Genomic DNA, 24669 nt, shown 5'->3' with positions numbered 1-24669 from the left:
AGATTGCAATCATTTGATTTGCAGGCTTTTTGTATGTTTTGATCTGAAGATCTGTAGCCCTTAGGGTGATATAAAACATGGCTTAACAATGACAATTAATACCCTTTTATTAATATGCGGTTCTTTTGGGGGTTCTATTTTCTACTATCAATTATAACTAAAACCACTACTTTAGTATTTCCATTTATCATTAATCCGATTTCCAAGCTTTTTAAAGCATTAAATCATTTCAAGTTTTTGTTAATTATCACATTATTATTGATTGTGTATGAAAATGAATCTTTGAAAGAATTTAAGGAAAAGGAATTGAATGGATTTAAATCAGAAATCAACCAATTAAGAGACGACAATGAGCTTTTGAAAAGCCTTGTGGCAAAAAACGATCAAATAATAGATCTTCAATTTAAGAGAATTGCAAAATTAGAGGAAAAACTCAAAAAATAGTTGTTTTTATCAATTTGGGTTAAATCGGTTTAACGAGCAAAGCCGGACGGATGTTCGGCTTTGCTCGTTTCTTGGGTATTTGGGTATATTTGAAAAAAGTATGTGAAGTCATTTGGAAAATATGAATTTGGAAGAAATCAAAGATACTGAAATAGTTGTTTTCATGCCTCAAGGTGGGCAAACGGAATTTCAGGTTGTTTTAGATGCTGGCCAAGATACAGTATGGGCGACCGAACAACAGATCATAGAGCTGTTTGGCAAGGCACGGAGGACTATCGGGGATCACATTAAGAATATCTATGAAGAGGGGGAGCTGGATAAAGCTTCAACTTGGCGGGAATTCCGCCAAGTTCAAAAGGAAGGTGAAAGGGAGGTATCCAGAAAAGTGCCTGTCTATAACTTGGATGTCATTATTTCAATAGGATACAGAGTGAAATCTCCTGTCAGTGTCGAGTTTAGAAAATGGACAAACCAAAAACTGAAGGACTATCTACTAAAAGGGTATTCAATCAAAAGTGTTGGTTTGATTTTGAAACTTTATTTAATTTAAATTTTCATGTAAAGAATCCAGTCTCATCTGACCGTCATTTAAAGCTAACGATTAAAATTTAGGTTTTTTTCTAAAGATAATGCTCTATTTCTATGTTCAAAAAATAATATTACAGCGGAAAGTTCTCCATTCTAGTGAGGAATAAGAAACTTTGTGTTATCATGTTAAAAGAATTTTTCATATCATTATTATGAGATTGGAGAATTTTTTATTGACATCAAAATCAATTGTACTGCAATTCATTATTTAGTACGCTCTCTATTAATGTATTTCCTTTTTGCCTGATTATATTTATTGTCGGGTTTCTACGGGAATAATTTCTCAATTGGTGCCGGAAAATAGATGAAAGCCCTAAACGTTTGTTAACAGACAAATTGTTCTTATTTATAGACAGTAGATGGTAACCTAGAGCTAGGGGCACTTTCAAAAATTAAAGGATTGAGACGATAATTAAAACAATAAAATCTCTAAGTTGACGAAATAAATTATTAATATCTTTAATTTTGCTGATTATATCTTTAATACATATTCAGATCCTCTTTATTCCTTTATCTCATATTTTCAGAAGAAGTTCTAGTTAAACCAATTGTTTTTTGCTTATTATTTAATTCTTTATGACGATTGATTTTATACTGTGCACTGAATTTTGTAACGCCTATATTTCCCTTCTTTGAGTTTGGTTCTAGCAATTGTATAAAATTGTTGGATGCTAACTTGTAGACATCGTCCACAACATTTTAAAATTTAACTGGCTACAGTAATAAAATATACACGATTTCTATAATAAAACCATAGCGAATTCCGATATGGTGGAATTGCTATGGTTAGGGTTTTGGTAGGTTGAATTATGGAATTTCTCTATTGCATTGCTCCTTGATCCGCTACAATTGGCCAACCAGGGTTTTGATATAAACTTGAATTGCCTGGTGTGGCATCTGAAGAAGTAATCGTAAAATGGTTAAACGCTATTGGACTTAAATAATGTGCCTCTGTCCAGCGATAGCCATTTAAAACCAAGTTGTTTGCATTTAGATTTATACGGTAAGGTCTTAAATAGGAGCTTTCGCTTTTTGCTGATACATTTGCCGTTTTACCAGGTGTATTTGGTTCTATTAAAACGGAGACACCTTTATTGGTAAACCATTTTTGCATTGGTCCCCAAACTTTAATTCCCTCTAAAATGACAGGGTTTGTCTTTAGCTGATCTAAAGCCCTCCAGCGTTTTAAATCAGCATAACGGAAGCCTTCTGACATAAGCTCTAAACGACGTTCTCTACGGATATTGAACAAGGTTTTATCGGTAAGGATATTGCCTGCACTGTATGCTGCAAAATCTCGTTTGGCTTCTTCCTGCATATTTGTGTTATTAATCGTGATTTGAACGTCCGAATTAACACCTGCACGTGTCCGGATTCGCTGCCAATAATCCAATGCTTTTGCATTTAAAGACTTATTTTTTAAATAACTTGCTTCGATATAATTTAAGTAAGCTTCTACGGCACGGAAGACGATAGAACCGGTGGTTCCTGCAGAACCTTCTGCCTGACCAGATAAATAACTCATTCCTTTTTTAAGCGCATAACCAGTGACGTAACGGGTTTCTGCAAGCCCTACGATATCAGGATAGCCTTCTAACATCGGTCCGCCAGTCGTGTTGTTTTTGTCGGTAAAGCGTAATTCACGAGGCCCTTTCATGAAAATCTGTAACCTGTTGTCACGATCTGCTTTCACTATAGAAATGGAATCATCACCATGATAACCAGAGCCGGTTGCATAAATTGGTAATCCATTGGACATCGTAAAGCTTTCTACCAAACTACGTGTATATCCCGTATTTCCACCATTAGTGTTCATGTAATGGTTTACATTATGAGAAACATTTAAGGCTGCAGAATAGCTTCTCCAAAGGAGAACTTCACCATACTTGTTCATATCCATGTCATTGAACATGTTGAAATATGGGTTTGCTGAAGAATTATATCCATTATCCTTCGTGTTATTAACCAAAGGCACAGCATCAGCTACTTTTTCTGCTGCTTCCATAGCCTGTGTTAAAAAGAAATCTATTTCTGTATCCAAGTTTAAGGTAAATGTAGGGTGGGATTTCTTTCCGGGCCAATTAGCTGATCCTGGAACCAATGCCGTATTCCTATGGTACAATAACCAAGTTGCTTCATATAATGCTACTCGCGATTTGAATAAATAAGCTGCATTTTTATTTAGCCTATTTTGAGCATTCGGAGATGTCGATTTCAATAGGGTGATGGCTGAATCTAAATCCGAAAGAATAAATCTGGAAACCATATTTCGTGGTTGTCTCACTGAAGCTCCAACTAATTCACCTAACTCATCTTTAAGGGTAGTTTTTATGATTGGAAAATCACCCAATGCTTGTACTTTATTGAAATATTCATATGCACGTAAAAAGTAGGATTCGCCGATATAATGTTCAATATTTCCGGCAACACCAGATAGTTTGTTTGCTTTCCATTTTGGAACGACCTGTTCGATGAAATAGTTAAGATCACGAATTCTTCCGAATTCATAATCACCACCGGCAGTGGGAACTTTCCATTCTCCTGGAACCCAACGTGTAGCATAGGAACTGGTCATTTGATTATCAGTGTGATTATCATTGGCGAATGTTCCAACACCCCAACCCCCATGTGTAGGGAAGTTGTATTTGGAGATGGTATATGTAGCTAAATCAGCCTCTGTATTTAAGTAATCAGAAGGTGTAATATTGGAGAGCGGCGCGCGATCTAAGAAGTCATCACAGCTAGTGAAGAATAAACTGCCTAGGGCAAGCATGCTCAGTATTTTGTTGAACTTGTTTTTCATGTTTGCTAGATTAGAAATTGATGTTTAAACCAAATGAATAAATGGTTGAGAATGGATAGGTTTTACCATCATTCCATCCGCCTAAGCCTACGGACTCTGGGTCAAATACCTTGGCCATTTTTGTAAATGTCAATAGATTTTCACCCGATAAATAGAATCGAACCTTGGATACACCGATACGACTAAGAGATGCATGATTTAAAGAATAACCAATTTGGGCATTTTTTAATCTCAAATAAGCACCATTTTGAAGGTATCTGGTTTGTGTGTATTGGTTTTTAGTCGTGTTGAAATATGGTCTTGGTAAATAGGAATCGGTGTTTACACCTAAGATTCCATTTTGAACCATCAAAGAGTTTTCGTCACGGAAGAAGTCCATATTTTCTTGGAATCCGGCAGATTGCCACATGCCTCCATTAGCTCCCCAGAAATATGGACCATTTGGCATATAATCTCTTTTGCCAACACCCTGGAAGAACACACGGAAATCAAATCCTTTATAATTTCCTGATAAATCCAGACTATAACGGTAGCGAAGTTGACTATTTCCAATAATGCTTATATCACCATGTTCGTCTAATCTGTTTGATCCAGCAGAGATATTTCCATCGCCGTTTAAGTCAGCATACATGATATCACCTGCTTGCCATTTACTAGCAAAACTTTGCTTACTAGCAGCTAAATGGGCATCCATTTCCTCTTGAGTTTTGGCAATGCCTATGGTTGTATATCCCCAGATTTCTCCAACGCGGCGACCATTGTACCAATTATTCAAGTTGCCTGTTAAGTTAGGGTATTTGGTTACAGTTTGTCTATCATCAGAAAGAACGCCTCTAATGTTATAATTGAAATCACCAATTTTATCCTTCCAAGTTAATTCTAATTCAAATCCTTTGGAGTTCATTTCCGAGTTGTTGATTCGAGGGACTTCAGTGCCTAAAATAACTGGTAGTTCAGGTGCTGGTCCAATCATATTGAATGTGTTTCGCTGGAACACTTCGAAAGTCAATCCAAGTTTGTTGTTTATAGCTTGTAAGTCAAGTCCAATATTCCAACTGCTGATACGCTCCCAAGTTAAACTACTGGCAATTAGACCTGGAGCACTGGACGTGTTGGTCTTTTGACCATTCAGTAACCATGAACCTCCATTCACTGCAAACGGCATAATAGAATAGAACGGATACCAATTGTCGGTATATTGATTGCCCAACTCACCATAAGAGCCTCTTAGTTTGAACATAGATACTTGATCTTTCCATTTCCAGAAATCTTCATTGGCGATGTTCCAACCTGCCGAGAAAGAAGGGAATAAATTCCAACGTAAATCTCTTGGAAATCTGGAGGAACCATCGTAACGTCCGTTTACTTCTAGCAGGTACTTCTCTTTATAGTTATAATTCAATCTACCGAAGAACCCTGCCGTTGCCCAATGTTGATATTGACCGGAGGTCAAAGGATTTAGCGTTGCGGTATTAAGAGTTGGAATGTTATCTGAAATAAGATCAGTCATACTTCCGTTCAGCGTTCTATATTTATTTAGTTCGGAGTTGAAACCTACTAGAGCTTTGAATTGATGATCATCAGTTAAGCGAAAAGAATAATCAGTAAATAAATTGGTCGAGAAATATTCATCTTTACGGTTGCTCTCAGAGACAGCAGTATAACCTGCAGCACTGTAACTTACTGCAACTGGATATGGATTACCATCGGCATCATAACCATAGGCTTTTAAAGTTTCACCATGACCGTTGTTGTTTATTATTCGGTAATTAACATTTCCGGTAATATTCCAACCGGCCAAAGGTCGAACATTTAATTGTAGTTGCTGGTAAAGTAAATCTTTTACTGAATTTGTGCGACCTCCGTCTACTAATTGAGCTAGTTCACTAGGGTCTGAGAAATATCCATTGTCATCACGTACAGGAACTGTGGGCCATCTTCTTGCGATATTATGGTAATAAAGGTCATTCATATGGCTTGCTTTATCATAATTCTCACGAACGAATCGTGTATTGCTCATAAGATCAATGTTATCATGTAATTTCACATTGATTTTGTTGGAAAAGGCGTAACGTTTGAAGTCATCTTTAGCATACTTATTCAAACCGTTTTGATCCATAAAGTTCAACGAGCTATAGAATTGTAATTTCTCTGTTCCACCATTGGCACTTAATGTATGCTCATGGGAAGGGGAGTAGTCACGATAGAACTCATCAAACCAGTTGGTATTGGCGTTTGAGCCACCGTAATATTGCCAGCGGCCGTTTGTACCTTTAGTACTTACTGTCGTAATTTCACCATTTTGATAGGCAATAATACGGTCCAATACATCTTGTCCAAAAACAGCTGACTCTCCGTCATTGGATTTTACCTCATTGAAATAGTAGGCAAAGGTTTTAGAGTCCAACATTGTTGGTAATCCTCTTGGTTTACTGAGTCTAACGTTATTGTTATAGTTCACAACTGTTTTCCCCTGCTTACCCGATTTAGTGGTGATTAGAATAACTCCAAAAGGTGCTCGAGATCCATAAATGGAAGATGCTGCTGCATCTTTTAGAATGGAAATGTTTTCAATATCATTGGGGTTAATAGCATTAAGATCGCCTTCCATACCATCGATAAGGACTAAGGCTGAAGAACTGGAGCCTACTCCAATCGTACCGGTACCACGAATATTTACATTCATGGTTTGGTTCAGTTCACCTCCCAATCCCGAAGTCTGAACATTAAGTCCAGGAGCTAGACCTTGAAGTGCTTGACCGACATTTTGAACAGGTCTAGATTCTAATTCCTTGCTGTCTATACTGGATACAGCTCCAGTTAAATTTACTTTTTTCTGTGTTCCATAACCCACCACGATAACCTCTTCCATTTCATTATGCATTTCTAACATGGTAATAGTCATATTTGCACCTGTAATACTTGCACTTGAAGTGGCATAGCCTAATGATGAAACTTCTAAGATTGCTCTTGAACTCGAAACAACTAATGAGAATTCTCCTTGTAAATTAGTGGAAGTCTTATTATTAGTGCCTTTTTCGGTTACAGTTGCACCCGGAAGTGGAGCACCGTTTTTATCTACAACTCGACCAGTGGCCGTATATTGCTTACTTTCATTGCTTACAACGAGTTGGTCGATATTCTGTTCTGCAGATGCTGGTTTTAAAAGGATTAGCTTGTCTCGGACTTCATATGCAACATTCTCGTTCGCCAAAATTTTATTCAAGGCATCTTGAACAGTTATTTCGGTCTGCACTAGGTTGATTAACTTCTTGTTTTTTAATAGGGATTCCTTGTAAACAATTTGATATCCGCTTTTCTTACGAATCTCTGTTAATGCTTGTTTGACTGTTGCATTTTTTAGATTCAATGAAATAGTTTGTCCAAAACTAACTGCAAATCCTTGCAAGGCTAAGCAAGAAATAATTAGGGTCAGCTTGGAAGCCTTTGAAATCCTTGGCAATGATTTCATGCCAATTTCTTTCAAATGCTGAAAGCATGTTAGGTAATTTTTGTTCATACCGTTATAATGGTTTTAGGATTTATAAAATGGTGTTTTATTTACCTTATACCTATAAGAGTACAACAGGGGTAGTTACCCTAAATAAAAAAATTATTTTTTGAAATTGATGATATTGTTGGCTAACTGCATACTGAAATCTCCAGATTTTTCCAGGAGTTGTAGAAGTTCAGGTAATTTCTTTTCACGAGCCAAATAAATGGTGAAGTATTCCGAAGGAACATCTTTACCATTGAATTCAAAATCATAGTATTTCTGAAGATCTTCCAGAATATGTTTTAATGTTCGATTGTTGTAATACAAATAGCCATCTTTCCAAGCTAATGATTCCTCCATTTCACCATCATTTAATTTGACAACTTCTGTATCTGCTTCGTTTATTTTGGCTAAATCACCGGGAAACAGCTTTTTCAGAATTCCATTCTTGTTTTTTAAGTTTATTCGACCTTCATACAATAGCGTTTCATCATTATTGTTTCCTGTTTTTACATTAAAAGCAGTACCCAATACTTCAATAGTTTGTAATTCGGTTTGAACTTGAAAGGGAGCTTTCTTTTTAGCTACTAAGAGAGGTTTCACCTCAAAATAGGCTTCGCCAGATAATGTGAGTTTTCTATCCTCCATGTAGTTTGCCTGATATTTAAGGCTGGATTTAGAATTTAGATTTACAATAGATCCGTCTGGAAGCTCAACTTTATAGAATCCCCCAACTCCTGTTTTAATATTTAAAATGTCCTTATTGCTTAATTGCAGTTTGGCAATATTTAATACAGTGAGGTTTTTCGATTGATTCTGATAAATCGCTTGCGAACTATTGGAGTCTAATATTAACTTATTGGATTTTGAAGAGAATAAATCTTTTTGAGTATAGGTTCCCTGATTGAAATCAGCAGTAAACTCCCGGGGCTGATACATATCGATAGAATCTTGGAAGCTAAATTTATGTGCATACATAAAGAAGCCCAATAATAATATCGTGCAGCCTAAGGCAATAAACGTGATACGCTTATTTCGTTTCCTTCGCTTATCCTGTGCTATGGAATGTAAAATTCGATCATGAATTTCATTTCCAATATCTTCCTTTTGCGTAATATTCATAATCTAGTATTCTTCCTCAAAAGAATAACATGCAGGTTATTAATGTTAAAATTGATTTTCTTAATATGGTTAAAACTTTTGACATGTGGTATTCCACCGATTTGACACTCAGGTTTAACCGATATGCAATCTCCTTATAGGAAAGATCCTCGTTTCGATTTAATTCGAATATGGTTCTACTCTTGTGGGTTATTTTTTCTGTAAGAACATAGTTTAGTTGACTTTCAATGTCTCGTACAGAAAATTGGTCATATTCAACAGATTGGAAATCAAAATCTTCTATCTCGAGGAACTCAAATCTACGCATTTGCTTCAATACAAAAATACATTTGTTTTTGATACATACAGCAAGATATGCTTTAATAGAATACTTTATTTCTAGTTTACCCCTTATTTTCCAGAATTCTAAAAAGACATCATGCAATACATCCTTCACCAAATTTTCATTTTTAAGATACCTTAAACAATAGTCATGGAAATTTTCCCAATAAGTGAAATAGATCTCTGAGAAGGCCTTAGTATCGTTGTTTTTCAACCTGCAGAGCCAATCGTAATCTTGATCCGAAAGTTTAAAGGTTAGGGATTCGAGGTTTTTCATGGTTAATAAATCAGTTATATGTTATGCGTGGTTTAATGTAAAACTAATAGATAATTTTAGAAATGCAAAGCGAATGTAACTTTTTTGATATTTTTATTTCGAGAACAGCGTTTGGCTACTCAACCTATAAAATCGAATGTTGATGAGACCAAGAGTGAAACCAATCAATAAGATTCTTTAAAATAGAGGGATTAAGAATTTTCAAAAAACAAATTAATGGTAATTAAAACGATGATAATTTCTTCTAAAAAAGATATAGGTAACAATTTCATCCAATTTGGGACCTAAAGGTCGTTCCATTTCGAAGTATTGAAAAGAAATCAATAACACACCTTTCTCCAATAGAGTAGTATCATTCATTTCAGTCGGTCCAATTTTGCAAGTGAGAAAGTCGAAAAAGTATAGAACTAAGATTTTTTGTAATAGGATCTTATGGGGAATAAGTGAAAAAGGTATCCTTCGGTGTTTTTTTTTGTAAAAAAATAATAATTTTTAAACTAATTTTGAAAGGTGTTTCCTTCTTGGATTGCGAATAAAAATATTGTGATTTCGAGTTGATTCAAATAAGCAAGCGGAAGTTGGGCAGAGCCCTACTTTGCTTGCCGTATGCGCTGCAAACGGCGTTTTGGGTATCCTCCGGGGATACCCTTACAGCCTAACGGTATCGTAAAGACCGTTTTTGGTATACTTAGTAGTATACTGATATATCGATATATAAGGATATCAATATACGGATAGATCGATATACCGATATTTCACCAGTCGAAAGAACCTATCTTACAACTTTTTAGTAAATTTCCTCTACCATGATGGCCTTTTATGGCAGAGGAGAGCTAAATAAATTCATTATCTTGTTTGTGAACACTTTTTGCATTTAAGTGTGAATTTATTTAGGTTTGGGTTATGTCGTCAAAGTACTTTAAATAGGATCATACCGAAAGTTTGGGGGGTAAAGATTTTTAAGCATATAATTTCATCACTCTGTACAGGAAGAATGTTGTGTCCCTAACGCCACGAAAGATACTCCTAAAAGCTTTGAGTTTTGCATTGAAAGATTCTGCCGAGCATTTGTGCTCCTGTTATCGAAGTAATGTAGTATGTATTGATGATGGGCTGCAATGGATCTTGCTACGCTCTCAAAGGAAGCAATGCCCGCATTCTCAACCTGATTGTGCCACAGCCCCAACTTTGTAAAAGCTACCTTTTTGTCGAGTCTGGGAGACTTTGCGCGAACTTCATTAAACAAAAAACGGTGTTTAAATTAAACTAAACACCGTTTTTGAATCTTCTTGACTCCTGCTGGAGTCTCTTGGTAGCCCGTAGGGGAATCGAACCCCTGTTTCAAGAATGAAAATCTTGCGTCCTAACCCCTAGACGAACGGGCCTTTTTGCTTTGGTGATGCAAATATAGCCTCTTTATCCATACTCCCAAAATATTTTACAACGCAAAAATATAACTCATTGGCTTTTAAACCGATATTTTTAGATCAAATCGAATCCGATGTCCGTTCTGAAGTATTTTCCTTGGAAAAATATCCTTCCCGCATCTGCTGTTGCCTGTTGCAAGGCCGAGAAAAGATCATCCTCCAAAGCCGTAACCGCCAATACTCGACCACCAGCCGTCAACACATCCCCACCTTCCTGCTTGGTCCCCGCATGGAAAACAATCGATTCCTTCACATTCTCCATATTCGTGATCACTTTTCCGGTTTCATAAACCCCAGGATATCCTCCTGAAACAATCATCACCGTAGCTGCCGTCTTTGGAGTAACCGTATAACTCCGTTTATCCAGATCCCCTTTCGCTACACCTTCCAATAGATCCACCAAATCCGACTCTATACGCACAAGTACCGATTCCGTTTCCGGATCGCCCATTCGCACATTGTATTCAATCACATAAGGCTCCCCATCCACATTCATCAAGCCGATAAAAATAAAACCCTTATAAGGAATGTTATCCTTCTTCAAACCATCCACGGTAGGCTTGATGATACGCTCTTCCACCTTATCCAAAAATGCCTGATCAGCAAATGGAACCGGCGAAACTGAACCCATACCACCGGTATTCAAGCCCGTATCCCCTTCACCAATCCGCTTGTAATCCTTAGCCGAAGGCAATACCTTATAATTCTCGCCATCAGTCAATACAAAGACCGAAAGCTCGATGCCTTTCAAAAACTCCTCAACAACCACCACACTACTCGCATCCCCAAACTTTGCATCTGCAATCATTGCCTTCAGCTCCGTTTTGGCATCCTCATACGTTTCACAGATCAATACCCCTTTACCCTGAGCAAGACCATCCGCCTTCAAGACGATCGGCAGTTTCTGTGTATCCAAATATGCTAATCCCGCCTCCAAGGAATCCTTATCAAAAGATCGGAAAGCAGCCGTTGGAACCTGATGACGGATCATAAACTCTTTCGAAAAATCCTTTGATCCTTCCAGTTGAGCGCCTTCTTGTTGAGGACCGATAACCGCAACTCCTTTCAAAGCCTCATCAGCAAGAAAATAATCATGAATACCCTTTACCAAAGGCTCTTCCGGTCCTACCACGACCATTTCAATCTGGTTAGCCAAAACAAACTCACCGATTGCTTGGAAGTCCGTCACCTTAAGGGCAACATTTTGTCCATATTGTGAAGTCCCTGCGTTTCCAGGAGCAATAAACAATTGATTAAGTTTTGGGCTTTTAGAGATTTTATAGGCAAAGGCAGACTCTCTACCTCCAGAACCGATGATCAGAATATTCATAGCGCAAATATATTGAAATACGTCTATTTTTTTGTAACATTATGGGAAATTAGCCAAATTGATTATGAAGAGACTATCGATCTTTCTTCTCACTTTAATTGCCTGCTGCACGACCCATTCCCTGATGGCCCAACAGGTAGAAAAAGCACAAGAAATCCTCAGCGAGTATGTTGCCAAAAGACCCCAAGAAAAATTACACCTACAGACAGACCGAAACTTCTATGGTGTCGGAGAAACCATCTGGTACAAGATCTACAGTGTCATCGGTCTGGAAAATAAACTATCCGTTCTATCCAATATCGGTTATGTAGAGTTAGTAAGCCCAACAGGAAAGATCGTCAATCAAAAAATAAATGGACTTTATTCTGGCGTTGCTGTCGGAAATATAGAACTGGTAGACTCCCTGGTCGAAGGATCCTACCGACTTCGCGCCTATACCAATTGGATGCGCAACGACGATCCCGACTATTTCTTCGAAAAGGTCATCAATATCGGAAATGTCCGCTCCGATAATATAGAAACGAAAAGCACAGTGATCCAAGAGAATGGCGTAGATTATTACCTGGTCCAACTGAACAATATCAATGGCGCTGCCATGCCAAAAACATCCATCAATTATGAATTCATAGATGGAGAAAAAACGGTGGATAAAGGAAGAGAATCCATCGATCCGAACGGTCAACTCAAGATCAAAGTGACCGATAAAAACAGAGGGAAACTTCTATTATTGAGTTTCCTGAACCCCGAAAAAAGAAGGGTTAAGAAAACCATCAATACCAAGGCCTATTTCTCCGAAAACAGCATTCAGGTATTTCCTGAAGGGGGTTATATCCTTGGCGATGAACTGAACAGAATCGCTTTTAAAACCCTCAACCCACAAGGCAAGGGCATTAAGGCAAAAATCATTTTATTAACGGGTTCGAAAGATACCGCCGCACAGGTAGAGACCAATATATTAGGAATGGCATCCGTTCCTTGTTACATTTCGAATGCTGAGAGCTATACCGTCCATGTCAAATTCGACGATAATACCGAAAAGACCATCAACCTACCGGCAATCACCAAAAGTGGCTACTCCATTTCTGTTAATCAGAGCAGTGCCTCCAAACTATTTGCCCAGGTCAATCTTTCGGAAGATAAAGTAAACAATGAGGAACTATACATTGCCATACAACATCTTGGAAATGTATTCTACCTAGCAAAACAAAAGGCAACCAGTAAAAACGTGCTATTCAGCCTGACCAAGGACAAATTGCCAACGGGCGTATTTACCATCAGCATCCTGAACAGCAACTTTACCCCTCTGGTAGAACGGGTGGTCTTTAACTTCAACCCTGACCGCAATCTGCCGTTGAAACTTAATCTGGATAAGGACAGCTATGGCAAACGCAGTAAAGTAACTACCCAGGTCGAGGTGGGAAATACGAATGATTCCGTAAGGATCGCCAGTCTTTCGGCATCCGTACTGAACCTGACAAAATATGGCAAGGATGCAAAGGATGAGGTGAGTATCCTCAGTAGCCTATACTTAAACGGAGATCTGAAAGGATACCTCGAAAATCCGGCTTACTATTTTAACGAGGATGGCAGTATCAAAGATTTTGAGCTGGACAACCTCCTTCTGACCCATGGCTGGAGGAAGATCGATTGGAAACAATTGGATTCCCTGAACAATCCGGTAAAATACGAGGCGGAAAAAGGCCTACGTATTGTTGGTCAAGCGAAAAAACTGGGCCGTAAAGCTCCAGTTCCCAACGCGCAGATGCAATTGATCTCCACGAAAAACTTCATGGATTATATCGATACCACCGCCAATGCGGAAGGAGAATTTGTGTTCGACAACCTGATTTTCCCAGATAGCGTGAAGTTTTTGGTGAGCGCCAAGGATGAAAAAGGGAAAAAGAACATCGATATTTCGGTGGAACGATTTGAAAACCCGCCATTGAACATGGCGAAGAACGAGCCGAACATGCTCAATGATGTCAATGCTGCATTCCGCGAACAGCTTTTGGCCGGAAAATTATTCTACAGCCAATTGGAAAACCGTGGCCTGATGGATAAGGTGACGGAAATCGAGGAGATCGTAGTTCGAGCCGAACGACCAAAGGTACCTGAAAACTCTTCCAACCTGAACGGTCCTGGACGAGCCGATCAGATCTTGACCGCGGATGATCTTTCGACCTGTACAACCTTAGAAATGTGTCTTAACGGCCGATTACTAGGGGTTATGTTCCAAGGCGGAAAAGCCATGAACACCCGCGGAATGGTAGAAATGCAGATCGTATTGGACGGTATGTACGTGGAATCCGACATGCTTTCCACCATCAATCCCGTTGATGTAGCCAGCGTTGAGGTATTAAGAAATATCAACCATACCAGCATCTATGGATCCTATGGTGCAAACGGATTGATCATCATCACCAGTAAAACCGGTCGCGATGCCAGCCGCAGCAATTTCCAACCTCGAGGCCTATTGGCGATCACTCCAAAAGGAATCTCCCTGATGAAAGAATACTTTAAGCCAGCATATGAAGTGGATTCCAAAAACCAGTTCGATCAGGATCTCCGCACAACCATACACTGGGAACCGGGAATCGTAACGAAACAGGATGGAACAACCAGCTTTGACTTCTATACATCTGATGAAATCGGCACGTACCGCATGATCGTGGAAGGCGTAGATATCGAGGGCCGATTGGTCAGGAAAGTCCTGGATTTTGAAGTAAAATAAAATTTTTATGTAAATTACCCTAAAACAACGTTTACAGTAAAAAATGGGAACATTCATAAAAACGCAAGTTACCGATCATATTTGCTATATACAGCTGGATCGTGGGAAATCCAATGCCATGCACTTGGAGATGATCGACGAATTAACAGCCACCTTGATCGCCCAAAGGGAAGATGCAGCCATAGAAGCCATCGTTCTTCAGGGCAAGGAAGCTTTCTTCACCTCTGGATTGGACCTGATCACGCTTTTTCAATACGACGAAGGACAGATGCGTACCTTTTGGGAAAAATTCATCAACCTGATCTACGAATTAGCCTCCTTTCCGAAGCCAAGCATCGCTGCAATTACCGGGCATAGCCCAGCAGGAGGTTGTGTGCTCGCCTTATGCTGCGACCATCGGATCATGGCCGACGGCGAATACATCATCGGATTGAACGAGGTTCCTGTAGGTATCATCGTACCGAGCAGCATCTTCGAACTGTATAGCTTCTGGATAGGCTCGGCCAATGCCGCGCGCTTTTTGTTGGAAGGAAAGTTATTGCCTCCTGCAGAGGCCCTGAAAGTAGGACTTATCGATGAGGTTGTTTCCTTTGATCGGATTCAGACCGCAGCTGGCCGAAAAGCCAAGCAATATATGCAGTACGATAAGAAAGCCTGGCAGGCCTCCAAACTTAACATCCGAAAGAATCTCTTGTCCCAGGTGATGGAAACAAAAGGCGATGCCATTGAACAGGTATTGAAACAATGGTGGGCCCCATCTACTCGGGCCATCCTACAAACAATCATCGATAACTTAACGAAAAAATAATATGGCAGTACAAGGAGCACTACAAAAGGATGCCCTAAAAGGGAAAACCGTCGTGGTTACGGGCGGAGGTACCGGACTTGGAAAAGCCATGTCTACCTATTTTTCTGAACTGGGCGCCAACCTGGTCATCAGTAGCCGGAAACTTGATGTCCTAGAAGCTACCGCAAGGGAGATCTCGGACAAGACCGGAAACCCCGTATTACCTGTTGCCTGCGATATCCGCGATGTGGAAGATGTAAAACAGCTTCGCCTTAAGGCGGAAGAAGCCTTCGGAGCAGTGGATGTATTGGTGAACAACGCCGCGGGAAACTTTATTTCCCCAACTGAGCGATTGTCAGCAAATGCTTTTTCGACCATTATTGACATTGTACTGAAAGGGACCATCAATTGTACCCTAGAATTTGGTAAGGAATGGATTGCGAAAAAACAGGCTGCAAACGTCCTGAACATAATTACGACCTATGCTTTCACAGGTTCTGGATATGTTGTACCTTCGGCGGTTTCCAAAGGTGGGGTCTTAACATTGACCCGTTCTTTGGCGGTAGAATGGGGGAAATATGGAATCCGTCACAACGCCATCGCTCCTGGACCTTTCCCCACAAAAGGGGCTTGGGATAGGCTATTGCCTGGCGATCTCGCCAAGAAATTCGATTTCAAAACACGAGTACCTTTAAAACGTGTTGGTGAGCATCAGGAATTGGCGAATTTGGCTGCGTTTTTGATTTCAGATTTTGCCGGATATATCAATGGAGAGATCATCAGTATCGATGGGGGCGAATGGTTGCAAGGAGCTGGTCAGTTGAGCGGGCTGGAAGCCATCCCAAATGACATGTGGGATTCCATTGAGGAGATGATCCGTAAAAACAACAAATAACATGATCAAAAAGAATTTCTACGGCCTACTTGGCCTACTTTTATTAGTCGTTACGGCATGTAATAATTCGGGCAAAAAAGTGGAAGCCCATCAAGATAGCACACAACGTGTAGAGATGAACAATCCCGAAGAGATACAACAGATTTCCGAGCTGATTACGCGTTTCGCAAGGGCTTACCTGAGTGAGGACAATGGAAAGATCAATGCCTTGATCCATCCGGAACATGGTATTGCGATTATCCATCGGCCAGGTGCAGCAGACACCTATACCATCATTGATAGCATCGATTTTAAAAACCCGATGCCCCATTATTATGCCTATCCTGTTTTCGTCAATAAACAGGTATTGAAATTCGAATCCCTTCCAAGCTATGATTGCGGAACCATGAAATGGGACAAAATCGGTTTCTTTTGCGATACAACATCAACAACGGTAAATAAACCTTTGGAAACCATCGCCAAATTCTTGGAAGAATTCGAGGATACCAAATTTGATGCTGAGGAGAAAAAAGAAATAGCAGCCTTAGAAGATGGTGCTTATCGCGTTATTCTGGCCCAAGAAGATGGCCACCTTATTTTCCATGTGAAGAAATTTGATAAAGGTTGGTATGTGACCATTTTAGATCGTGCCTATGCCGGCTGCGACGCCTAAATACAACAACTAAAAAATCCCCACAGGAACCATTAAACACACAAAAACTTATTAATATTGCCAAAATACGCTTTATGAGCACTTTAGATAAAGAAACACAAGACAGAATCAACCAATGGTTGAGCAGTGAGTACGATCAGGAAACCGTTTCCAAAATCCAACAATTGGTAGACCAGCAAGAGGAAACCGAACTGTTGGATTCCTTCTATAAAGAATTGGAGTTCGGAACAGGAGGATTGCGCGGTATTATGGGTGTAGGATCCAATAGGATGAACAAATACACCATCGGAAAAGCAACCCAGGGCTTGGCCAACTACCACAAAAAACAATTCCCAGACCAACAGATCAGTGTAGCCGTTTCTTACGATAGCCGTAATAACTCACAGTCCTTTGGCCATTTAGTGGCGGATGTATTCTCCGCTAACGATATCAAGGTTTACCTGTTCAAGGAATTACGTCCTACGCCGATGTTGTCCTTTGCCGTGCGCCATTTCGGATGCCAGGGCGGTGTGATGCTGACCGCATCCCATAACCCAAAAGAATACAATGGCTATAAAGCCTACTGGAATGATGGTGGCCAATTGGTGGCTCCACATGATAAGAATGTCATTACCGAGGTCAATGCGATCAAATCGGTATCAGAAATAAAATTTGAGCGTAAAGATTCCAATATCGAATTGATCGATGCAGATTTCGATCAGATCTATATCGATGCCAATCTGGCCTTGAGCATACATCCAGAAGCGGTAAAAGCCCAAAAGGATCTAAAAATTGTCTATTCTCCGATCCATGGAACAGGTATCACCATTGTTCCGAAGATGCTGAACGCATGGGGATTTGAGCAGGTGGCTGTGGTCGACGAACAGGCCCAGCCGGACGGAAACTTCCCAACGGTGGTTTATCCAAATCCGGAGGAAGAAGAGGCAATGTCCAAAGCCATGCAAAAAGGCCAGGAACTGGATGCCGATGTGGTCATGGCCACAGACCCTGATGCTGACCGTGTTGGTGTAGCCATCAAATTGCCTTCAGGAGAATACCAATTGATCAATGGAAACCAAATCGGCTCCCTGTTGACCTATTACGTACTTTCCAGCAAAAAGGATCTTGGACAGCTTAAAGCAAACGATTACATCGTCAAAACCATAGTCACGTCCAACCTCTTCTCGGATATCGCCGAAAGTTTTGATGTGAAGTTTTACGAGACCTTAACCGGATTCAAGTTTATCGGGGAGGTAATGACCAAGGTACAGGGCAAGGAGAATTACCTGGTAGGCGGCGAAGAGAGCTATGGCTTTTTGGTAGGCGACCTGGTACGCGATAAAGATGCGGTAAATGCCTGTGCTTTCATTGCCGAAATGGCGGCCTATTTCAAGAACCAAGGGAAATCGCTCTTCGATGTATTGATCTCCCTTTACATGAAATATGGCTACTACAAAGAGAAGTTGACCTCCTTAACGAAAAAAGGGAAAGCAGGAGCTGATGAGATCAAACAGATGATGGCAGACCTACGGGCAGATCTTCCCAAAGAACTGGGTGGAATCGCCGTTTCGGAAGTGCGTGATTATGAAAAAGGCGAAGCTACAGATATGAAGACCGGGCAGAAAAGCAAGATCGATCTTCCAAAATCTGATGTGCTGCAGTTCATCACCATGGATGGGGATGTTATTTCAGCAAGGCCTTCCGGCACCGAGCCTAAGATAAAATTCTATTGCTCCGTAAGAGAAACCTTGGAATTTACCGAGGATTATGGTCAGATTTCTAACCGATTAGACGATAAGGTAAGGCAGATGATGGCCGATATTGTAAAAGATTAAACCGATCAGATGGAAAAGTGGAAAGTTTTATCAAGTGATTATATCATCCAACGGCCATGGGCTACCCTTCGCATTGATAAGCTGGAGATGCCCAATGGGAATATCAAAGAAGAATATTATGTGCTGGAATACCCTACCTGGGTAAATATGGTAGGGATTACCGAAGATCAGGAAATCCTTTTCGTGCGGCAGTACCGTCATGGTGCAAATGAAATCATGGTCGAATTGCCGGCTGGTGTGGTAGAGCCGGGTGAAGATCCGGAGTTCGCTGCCCGCAGGGAATTGTTGGAGGAAACCGGCTACGCTTTTGATAACATCGAATATATCTGCGAACTGTTCGCCAATCCGGCCACTTCGGGCAACCTGACCTATACCTACCTCCTTCAAGGGGGCAAGAAGGTCCAGGAACAGGAACTTGACGCATCCGAGGACATCGAGGTCGTGCTGATGAGCATAGATGAAGCAAAACAATTTCTATTCGACAACAAGATTGGGCAGGCGCTACACAGCTCTGCCCTATTCTATACCTTCAACAAGTTAGGCCTGCTGTAAGCAATATTTAGCGGTATTTTGTTACCTTTGCCGTATGGCTAGAGAAATTTACGAAACCAAGCGAAAAGCGCTTAAAATCAACCTCAACGCAGATATCTACGGTACATTTGCTGAAATTGGAGCCGGACAGGAAGTAGCAAGGAACTTCTTTGAGGCAGGTGCTGCCTCAGGTACCATTGCAAAAACCATGTCGGCCTATGATATGGCTTTCTCCGACGCCATCTATGGCGTGGAAGAGTCCGGAAGATATGTGAGCCGCACCAGATTGAATAAAATGTTGACCCATGAGTTCGACCTCCTGACCGAACGTTTACAGGGTGATAAATACCAGACCAAAAAATTCTTTGCCTTTGCCGATACGGTAACCACCTTGAATTTCACGAAGACCAACGAGCCGCACGGCTGGATCGGGATCCGTTTCCAACATGAGGTGGATGGACCGACCAACGACATCGTGATGCACGTTCGTTTGTTGGATAGTGACAACAGGCTACAATCCAAAGTATTGGGAATCTTAGGGGTAAATCTGGTATTTGCGGCCTATTACTACGCAGAGAACCTGCAGACCATGATCGAATCGCTGGTAGACAACCTTTCGGTAGGTTCGGTAGAGATTGACCTGGTCAAAGTATCCGGCCCCTTGTTTGCCAATGCGAATGAACGTCTGTTGAACCTATACCTGATCGCCAAAGGATTTGCCAAAGCAGCCATCTTCAGGCCCGACGGAAAAGCCGCGCAGATTAAGGATTACCTCTACAAAAAGAACATCATTATCCTTCGTACCAAATACCGCCAAAAGTCCAATCCAAACTTTGACCTCTTCAACCTAGCGGTAGAGGAATTCCGGAAGAACACCGGCGCTATTCCCGAAGATACCGTGGTGCTGATCGAGGTATTGATGGGGAATGTATTGGATGAGAACGCCAGCATTACCGATGAGGATCTGGTGTATTTCGCTGAACGCGCAGAATACTTATGTTCCACAGGGAACAATATCCTGGTTTCCAACTTCCGTAGGAATAACCATTTGGCAGAATTCGTACAGACCTTCAAACCGAAGAATGTAGGAATTGCGACCAACGTATCCAACCTGAAGAATATTTTCAATACCGATAATTACAACAAGGAGCAGTACACCAACGAATTGCTATCCTATATTTCCGGCATGTTCAGTAAAAACGTGAAATTGTATGCTTATCCTTATTTGGACAAGAAAACCAATAAGATCGTAACGACGAAGAACGTACCGGTATCCGAGGAAGCAAAACCTTTGTTCGACTTCCTGATCAACAACAAATACATTGTAGATATCGAGAACTTCGATGAGAAGTTCGTAAAAACAGTCTAAAGACTTTCTTCGATCTGTTTAATGAGCACATCCCGTTTCATCGGGTAACCGGCCTTGGACAGTTCATAAGAACCATCTTTTTTGATGATGATATAAGACGGGAAGCCAGTGGCTCCCGTTTTTTTTAAGATATCGTCTGTAAGTGTTCTATTAGCATTGATATGTAAGCCTTCCATGTTATAGTAGGCAATCAGTTTCTTGAGTTGCTCGTCCTTGCCCTCATCATAGTTGGCAATGTACATGAACGTGACGTCCTTGTCTGCGAAGTGTTTCTTCAATGGTCCAGCATTTTTTTGAATCTCCTGATGACAAGGCCCACACCAGCTGCCCCAAAGATCGATCAATACGGTTTTCCCTTTCACTTTTTCCAATACCTGATCGAAATTGCTGAAATCGGTTCCGCCAGGGATGAAAATCATTTTATCGTTCAATTTCCTGCCTTCATTGGTCCTTACTTCCGAGATCATCGGTGCAAATACCTTCAGATACTCGCTGTTGGGATATTTTTTTTCGAATCTGCCAATGATTGCTGCAGCATTGGTCTTCTTGTCCCGCTGGATATTATCCAACAAACTGGCATAAGCCAATTCATTCACCTTGCCCCGAAATTCCTGATTGATCATCCGCTCTACAAATTGGTTTTCTGAATCACTGGAATGGATTTTTAAGGCTTCTTGTCGAGACATGCCAGGATAATATTTCTGCATCACGGTAGAATCTTTCATCTGTTCCCATAAGGATTCCTTTTCCCGCAGTAGGTAATCGCTCAAGAAACTGTAAAAGACTTCCGATTTGACGGCTTTCGGATCCTGAATATCCACAGCATTCATCATACTATCCTGCTTTTTATCCCATTCCGCTTTCAGTTCCTTATAGTTCTTTTTGGTTCGATAGCTGAATTTTTGGTTTCCACTGAAACCTACAAATAGGTCGAGGGGAGTATATTTCTGGTTAAGCGCCATCATATCTTTCCAAGCCTTTGTAGGCTTATGCTTTTTGATATATCGCTGAATAGCTACTTGGTTCTGGAGATCCATTTTTTTGATTTCGGCTAATACCCGATCCGGAAGGGTATCATTTTTAAAGGCCTCCCTGTTTAGCGAAGTTGTTAATCCTAGGTATTGATTATTGTTTGCCCCTTTACCCGTGATGGTAACACTGTCTTTGTCTCCTATTCTGGAAAATTTTACATGAAGATCATCCCCTGGCGAAACATACAGGTATCCTCTCAGCTTTCCAGCATAATAATAGATGGGGGTTAATTCCTTAACATGGATATCCTGCTTTAATATCCCATCCTTAAAAAAGTAATTTCCTTCGGCTGAATCTCCAAAAAGTTGAGAAGAGGATTTGGGAGGTCCGGGTAAATAGAAACCGACTTCCCCAGTTTTGGACAGCGTGTTTTCAAAGGTGATTTTTGCTGTTTGGGCTTGCACAAAAATGTACTGTACCAACAGCAGACAGATAATCAGGCATCTTTTCATAAAAAAAGGATCTATGGTTGCTACCTAATTTACGTATTTTCCCTTGGCTTTCCTATAAGAATTTCTTGAATATAGCGTAGAGAATCTTCATATCCTCTTCCGTTAAGGTAGCGGATGTAACATCTTTTTGAATATAATGGTATTTGAATCCCTTAATGGCTGCATCCAGGTTCTTCACATCAAATCCAATAATGCGTAACGCAATTTTAGGGTCAAAACCTACTGGAGGAGTTTCCAACACCCCATCGTACCAATACCCATATCCCTTATCTGCCAAGGTTTTCCAAGGAAACCGGGAAGGATCGTTCTTACGGGTTGGAGCATAGTCCATATGTCCAATAAAATTGGCCTGTGGGATCTTATAGCTTTCTTTAAGGTAAGCCAATAGCTGGATCAGGGCATTGATCTGTACTTCAGGCCAAGGATCTGTTGTACCGTTGTTGTCCAACTCAATCCCGATGGAAGAGGAATTCAGATCGGTATCATTTCCCCATTTGCCGGCTCCGGCATGGTGCGCCCGGTAATAATCATTCACCATCTGCACGATTTTTCCATCCCTGCCAATCACATAATGCGAACTTACCGCAGCTCGCTCGCTATGGAAGGTTCTTACCGTCTGGTCCAGGTCTTTCTGAGCTGTATGGTGGATCATGACATAATTCGGCTTTCTCATCCCGAAATTGATGGAGCCGATCCATTCCTTGTTGGCTGCAGCTATTTTTGCAATTTGGCTTTCTACTGGGGCTTCTTTATAGATGGCCGCGTATTCCTTGGCCTTTTTCTTATAAACCTTTTCTGTTGCCGCATATTTACCGCCTCCACAAGAGGTTGCCAATAGGGCGATGAACAAATATGTTAGGGTATTTTTCAACATGGTCTTATTAAATAGGTAAACAAATATAAGGTTTTAGAGCGCATCTACAACGAATTCAGGTCTTTCTATACCCGGTTCCAATTCGATGATCTGCAGATTGCGGAATTCCATCTTGGCTCCCTCTGCTTCTAGACAGAGGTATCCCTTCCTCTTGGAGGCTAAACGGATACTATTGACAAACTTTCCGTTCACCGCGAGTTTCACTGTCCCATCAATACAGACAACCGTGTATTTATTCCACTCTCCTACACCTAAGCAACGGTTTTCCAAGGATTTACTTCTGCTCCCTCTGGGATTATCCGGGGATGCGGTCATGCCACCGGCACCGAACATCTCGCCATGTACATAGGCGATAGGCTGTTGAACCCCATTTACCGCATTGATGTTCACCCAATCCAGCTCCAACATCTGCACTTCCATCCCCATGGGTAAGCGTGTTTTGGGATCCGCCTTGGCATCACACCATACAAAAATCCCCGAGTTGCCCCCTTTTTCCAAATGCCGCCATTCTACATGCATGATGAAGTTCTCATACATTTTCTCCGATCGAACCACTCCGATTGGGTTTCCCGAATTCTTAAGGAGATTTCCCATGGCTTTCCAGGTGGTATCGGAGGTGTTTACATCATACCAGGTAATGGCTTTCCCTTTCGACTTGGGGTTGATGATGCTTTCATCAAAGTTTTTTTCCATCCCGAACTGAAATAATTTCTTTTGGGCATGTAAGGATGGGGTAATAAGGATAAAGGTAAGAATGGATAGGATAAGGTAAGCGTATTTGTTCATGGTCAAGGGGTTGATTTGAACCTAAAATAAGAAATTAAAATAGCTCAGAAAAACAAAAGCGGCCAATGAATGCCATTGACCGCTGATTGATTATCCTTTCCAGCCATAATCAACATATTCCCAATGGAACTGATCGCCATTAAGGTTCACCTTTAAGAAACCTTCTTCTGTTCCATGGAAGGCACCTGACCACCAGTTCGCAGAAACTGCTCCCCCAGTAATATATTGCACGCCTTTTACTTTAATCTCTTCGTATAAATGTTGATGTCCTTGCAGTACCAGTTTTAGATTATGTTTATCGAACATCGCTCGTATTTCCTGTTGATTCTTAAAGGTGTCCTTATCCGTGTAATAGCCTTCTAAAACCGGATAATACAAAGATAGAAATGGTACATGCGTAGAAACAATGATCGGTTGCGAACTCGGGGTTTCAGCCAACACATCCGCTAACCATGCTTTTTGGGCATCAGAAACACAATATTTACTATCGCAGATCTCCGCACTATTCAAAATGATGAACTTCCATCCCTTATGTTCAAAGGAATAATAGGTTTTACCGAAATAATTTTGGAAAAGACCAGTACCATATTCCCCATCTGAATGCCAATAGCGGTCATGATTTCCCAGCGTAAAATACCATTTCATTCCTGATTTTTTCACCAGGTCCTGATATCGTTGATACAGGTCTTTCGCTTGGGTCAATCTATCCTCTTTCATGGCATCAACATCCACATTATCACCTCCTGTTAAAATAAAATCAACCTTTTGTTGCTTGGCAAGCAAGGCCGCCTGTTCAAGTCCTTTAAAACTATTCGCCTTAGCATTATTATTCAGATGGATATCTGTAAAGAAGGCAAAAGAAAATTTTTGTTGAGCAAATACAATTGAACTCGTAAAGATCAACGAGATGACGAATACTAATTTTTTCATATTATTTG

19 protein-coding genes and 1 tRNA gene are annotated in these 24669 nt (G+C 40.7%); 9 read left to right on the top strand and 11 right to left on the bottom strand.

The window, feature by feature from the left end; all coding sequences use genetic code 11:
- Positions 1–282: 282 nt before the first annotated feature.
- Entirely contained in the window at positions 283–444 is a 162-nt protein-coding gene (locus VJ786_RS00475; RefSeq protein ID WP_336556999.1) for a hypothetical protein, read from the top strand.
- A gap of 121 nt (positions 445–565) precedes the next feature.
- The gene (locus VJ786_RS00470; RefSeq protein WP_336556998.1) at positions 566–994 is read left to right on the top strand and encodes a virulence RhuM family protein; all 429 of its coding nucleotides are present in this window, start codon (positions 566–568) and stop codon (positions 992–994) included.
- A gap of 858 nt (positions 995–1852) precedes the next feature.
- Here VJ786_RS00470 and VJ786_RS00465 read toward each other — a convergent pair.
- From VJ786_RS00465 to purD, 7 genes are all read right to left on the bottom strand, one after another.
- Positions 1853–3835 (bottom strand): RagB/SusD family nutrient uptake outer membrane protein, encoded by a 1983-nt coding sequence (locus tag VJ786_RS00465; protein ID WP_336556997.1) that lies wholly within the window; start codon positions 3833–3835, stop codon positions 1853–1855.
- A gap of 10 nt (positions 3836–3845) precedes the next feature.
- Positions 3846–7244 carry a TonB-dependent receptor gene (locus VJ786_RS00460; protein WP_336556996.1) on the bottom strand — a complete coding sequence of 1133 codons (3399 nt, stop codon included), beginning with the start codon at positions 7242–7244 and terminating at the stop codon, positions 3846–3848.
- Between the two features lie 204 nt (positions 7245–7448).
- Complete coding sequence (locus tag VJ786_RS00455; RefSeq protein ID WP_336556995.1) at positions 7449–8309, bottom strand: FecR family protein; 861 nt, start codon at positions 8307–8309, stop codon at positions 7449–7451.
- A 160-nt stretch (positions 8310–8469) separates the two neighbouring features.
- Complete coding sequence (locus VJ786_RS00450) at positions 8470–9051, bottom strand: sigma-70 family RNA polymerase sigma factor (RefSeq protein ID WP_336556994.1); 582 nt, start codon at positions 9049–9051, stop codon at positions 8470–8472.
- 976 nt (positions 9052–10027) lie between these two features.
- Positions 10028–10237 carry a transposase gene (locus VJ786_RS00445; RefSeq protein WP_336557100.1) on the bottom strand — a complete coding sequence of 70 codons (210 nt, stop codon included), beginning with the start codon at positions 10235–10237 and terminating at the stop codon, positions 10028–10030.
- A 124-nt stretch (positions 10238–10361) separates the two neighbouring features.
- Positions 10362–10436, bottom strand: a tRNA-Glu gene (locus VJ786_RS00440).
- A 97-nt stretch (positions 10437–10533) separates the two neighbouring features.
- A complete protein-coding gene (gene purD / locus VJ786_RS00435) occupies positions 10534–11808 on the bottom strand; it encodes a phosphoribosylamine--glycine ligase (RefSeq protein WP_336556993.1) in 1275 nt (424 codons plus the stop codon).
- 64 nt (positions 11809–11872) lie between these two features.
- Here purD and VJ786_RS00430 point away from each other — a divergent pair, with 64 nt between their 5' ends.
- From VJ786_RS00430 to VJ786_RS00400, 7 genes are all read left to right on the top strand, one after another.
- Positions 11873–14539 carry a hypothetical protein gene (locus tag VJ786_RS00430; protein ID WP_336556992.1) on the top strand — a complete coding sequence of 889 codons (2667 nt, stop codon included), beginning with the start codon at positions 11873–11875 and terminating at the stop codon, positions 14537–14539.
- Between the two features lie 43 nt (positions 14540–14582).
- Positions 14583–15347, top strand: a complete 765-nt coding sequence (locus VJ786_RS00425) for an enoyl-CoA hydratase/isomerase family protein (RefSeq protein ID WP_336556991.1) — start codon at positions 14583–14585, stop codon at positions 15345–15347.
- A 1-nt stretch (position 15348) separates the two neighbouring features.
- Positions 15349–16221, top strand: a complete 873-nt coding sequence (locus tag VJ786_RS00420) for an SDR family oxidoreductase (protein WP_099365097.1) — start codon at positions 15349–15351, stop codon at positions 16219–16221.
- A gap of 1 nt (position 16222) precedes the next feature.
- The gene (locus VJ786_RS00415; RefSeq protein WP_336556990.1) at positions 16223–16873 is read left to right on the top strand and encodes a hypothetical protein; all 651 of its coding nucleotides are present in this window, start codon (positions 16223–16225) and stop codon (positions 16871–16873) included.
- Positions 16874–16947: 74 nt separating this feature from the next.
- Entirely contained in the window at positions 16948–18687 is a 1740-nt protein-coding gene (locus tag VJ786_RS00410; protein ID WP_336556989.1) for a phospho-sugar mutase, read from the top strand.
- 9 nt (positions 18688–18696) lie between these two features.
- Positions 18697–19239, top strand: coding sequence for an NUDIX hydrolase (locus tag VJ786_RS00405; protein WP_336556988.1), 543 nt, complete (start codon positions 18697–18699; stop codon positions 19237–19239).
- Between the two features lie 34 nt (positions 19240–19273).
- Positions 19274–20587, top strand: coding sequence for a nicotinamide mononucleotide adenylyltransferase (locus tag VJ786_RS00400; protein ID WP_336556987.1), 1314 nt, complete (start codon positions 19274–19276; stop codon positions 20585–20587).
- Here VJ786_RS00400 and VJ786_RS00395 read toward each other — a convergent pair.
- From VJ786_RS00395 to VJ786_RS00380, 4 genes are all read right to left on the bottom strand, one after another.
- Positions 20584–22071 carry a TlpA family protein disulfide reductase gene (locus VJ786_RS00395; RefSeq protein WP_336556986.1) on the bottom strand — a complete coding sequence of 496 codons (1488 nt, stop codon included), beginning with the start codon at positions 22069–22071 and terminating at the stop codon, positions 20584–20586. The genes VJ786_RS00400 and VJ786_RS00395 overlap by 4 nt on opposite strands.
- Positions 22072–22123: 52 nt before the next feature.
- Entirely contained in the window at positions 22124–22945 is an 822-nt protein-coding gene (locus tag VJ786_RS00390; protein WP_336556985.1) for an N-acetylmuramoyl-L-alanine amidase, read from the bottom strand.
- Between the two features lie 33 nt (positions 22946–22978).
- Positions 22979–23731, bottom strand: a complete 753-nt coding sequence (locus VJ786_RS00385; RefSeq protein WP_336556984.1) for a 3-keto-disaccharide hydrolase — start codon at positions 23729–23731, stop codon at positions 22979–22981.
- 90 nt (positions 23732–23821) lie between these two features.
- Positions 23822–24661, bottom strand: a complete 840-nt coding sequence (locus VJ786_RS00380) for a metallophosphoesterase family protein (RefSeq protein WP_336556983.1) — start codon at positions 24659–24661, stop codon at positions 23822–23824.
- Positions 24662–24669 lie beyond the last annotated feature (8 nt).

Origin of the sequence: Sphingobacterium tenebrionis (assembly GCF_037126265.1) — a bacterium.
Lineage (GTDB): Bacteria > Bacteroidota > Bacteroidia > Sphingobacteriales > Sphingobacteriaceae > Sphingobacterium > Sphingobacterium tenebrionis.
This window is presented reverse-complemented; position numbering and strand designations above follow the sequence as displayed.

What these genes read in the sequence shown, in the direction of transcription:
- VJ786_RS00430 (WP_336556992.1), top strand. Translation starts at nt 11,873, where the DNA reads ATGAAGAGACTATCGATCTTTCTTCTCACTTTAATTGCCTGCTGCACG.
- VJ786_RS00400 (WP_336556987.1), top strand. Translation starts at nt 19,274, where the DNA reads ATGGCTAGAGAAATTTACGAAACCAAGCGAAAAGCGCTTAAAATCAAC.
- VJ786_RS00465 (WP_336556997.1), bottom strand. Translation starts at nt 3,835, where the DNA reads ATGAAAAACAAGTTCAACAAAATACTGAGCATGCTTGCCCTAGGCAGT.
- VJ786_RS00405 (WP_336556988.1), top strand. Translation starts at nt 18,697, where the DNA reads ATGGAAAAGTGGAAAGTTTTATCAAGTGATTATATCATCCAACGGCCA.
- purD (WP_336556993.1), bottom strand. Translation starts at nt 11,808, where the DNA reads ATGAATATTCTGATCATCGGTTCTGGAGGTAGAGAGTCTGCCTTTGCC.
- VJ786_RS00425 (WP_336556991.1), top strand. Translation starts at nt 14,583, where the DNA reads ATGGGAACATTCATAAAAACGCAAGTTACCGATCATATTTGCTATATA.
- VJ786_RS00450 (WP_336556994.1), bottom strand. Translation starts at nt 9,051, where the DNA reads ATGAAAAACCTCGAATCCCTAACCTTTAAACTTTCGGATCAAGATTAC.
- VJ786_RS00380 (WP_336556983.1), bottom strand. Translation starts at nt 24,661, where the DNA reads ATGAAAAAATTAGTATTCGTCATCTCGTTGATCTTTACGAGTTCAATT.
- VJ786_RS00395 (WP_336556986.1), bottom strand. Translation starts at nt 22,071, where the DNA reads ATGAAAAGATGCCTGATTATCTGTCTGCTGTTGGTACAGTACATTTTT.
- VJ786_RS00415 (WP_336556990.1), top strand. Translation starts at nt 16,223, where the DNA reads ATGATCAAAAAGAATTTCTACGGCCTACTTGGCCTACTTTTATTAGTC.
- VJ786_RS00385 (WP_336556984.1), bottom strand. Translation starts at nt 23,731, where the DNA reads ATGAACAAATACGCTTACCTTATCCTATCCATTCTTACCTTTATCCTT.
- VJ786_RS00410 (WP_336556989.1), top strand. Translation starts at nt 16,948, where the DNA reads ATGAGCACTTTAGATAAAGAAACACAAGACAGAATCAACCAATGGTTG.
- VJ786_RS00470 (WP_336556998.1), top strand. Translation starts at nt 566, where the DNA reads ATGAATTTGGAAGAAATCAAAGATACTGAAATAGTTGTTTTCATGCCT.
- VJ786_RS00420 (WP_099365097.1), top strand. Translation starts at nt 15,349, where the DNA reads ATGGCAGTACAAGGAGCACTACAAAAGGATGCCCTAAAAGGGAAAACC.
- VJ786_RS00390 (WP_336556985.1), bottom strand. Translation starts at nt 22,945, where the DNA reads ATGTTGAAAAATACCCTAACATATTTGTTCATCGCCCTATTGGCAACC.
- VJ786_RS00455 (WP_336556995.1), bottom strand. Translation starts at nt 8,309, where the DNA reads ATGTATGCACATAAATTTAGCTTCCAAGATTCTATCGATATGTATCAG.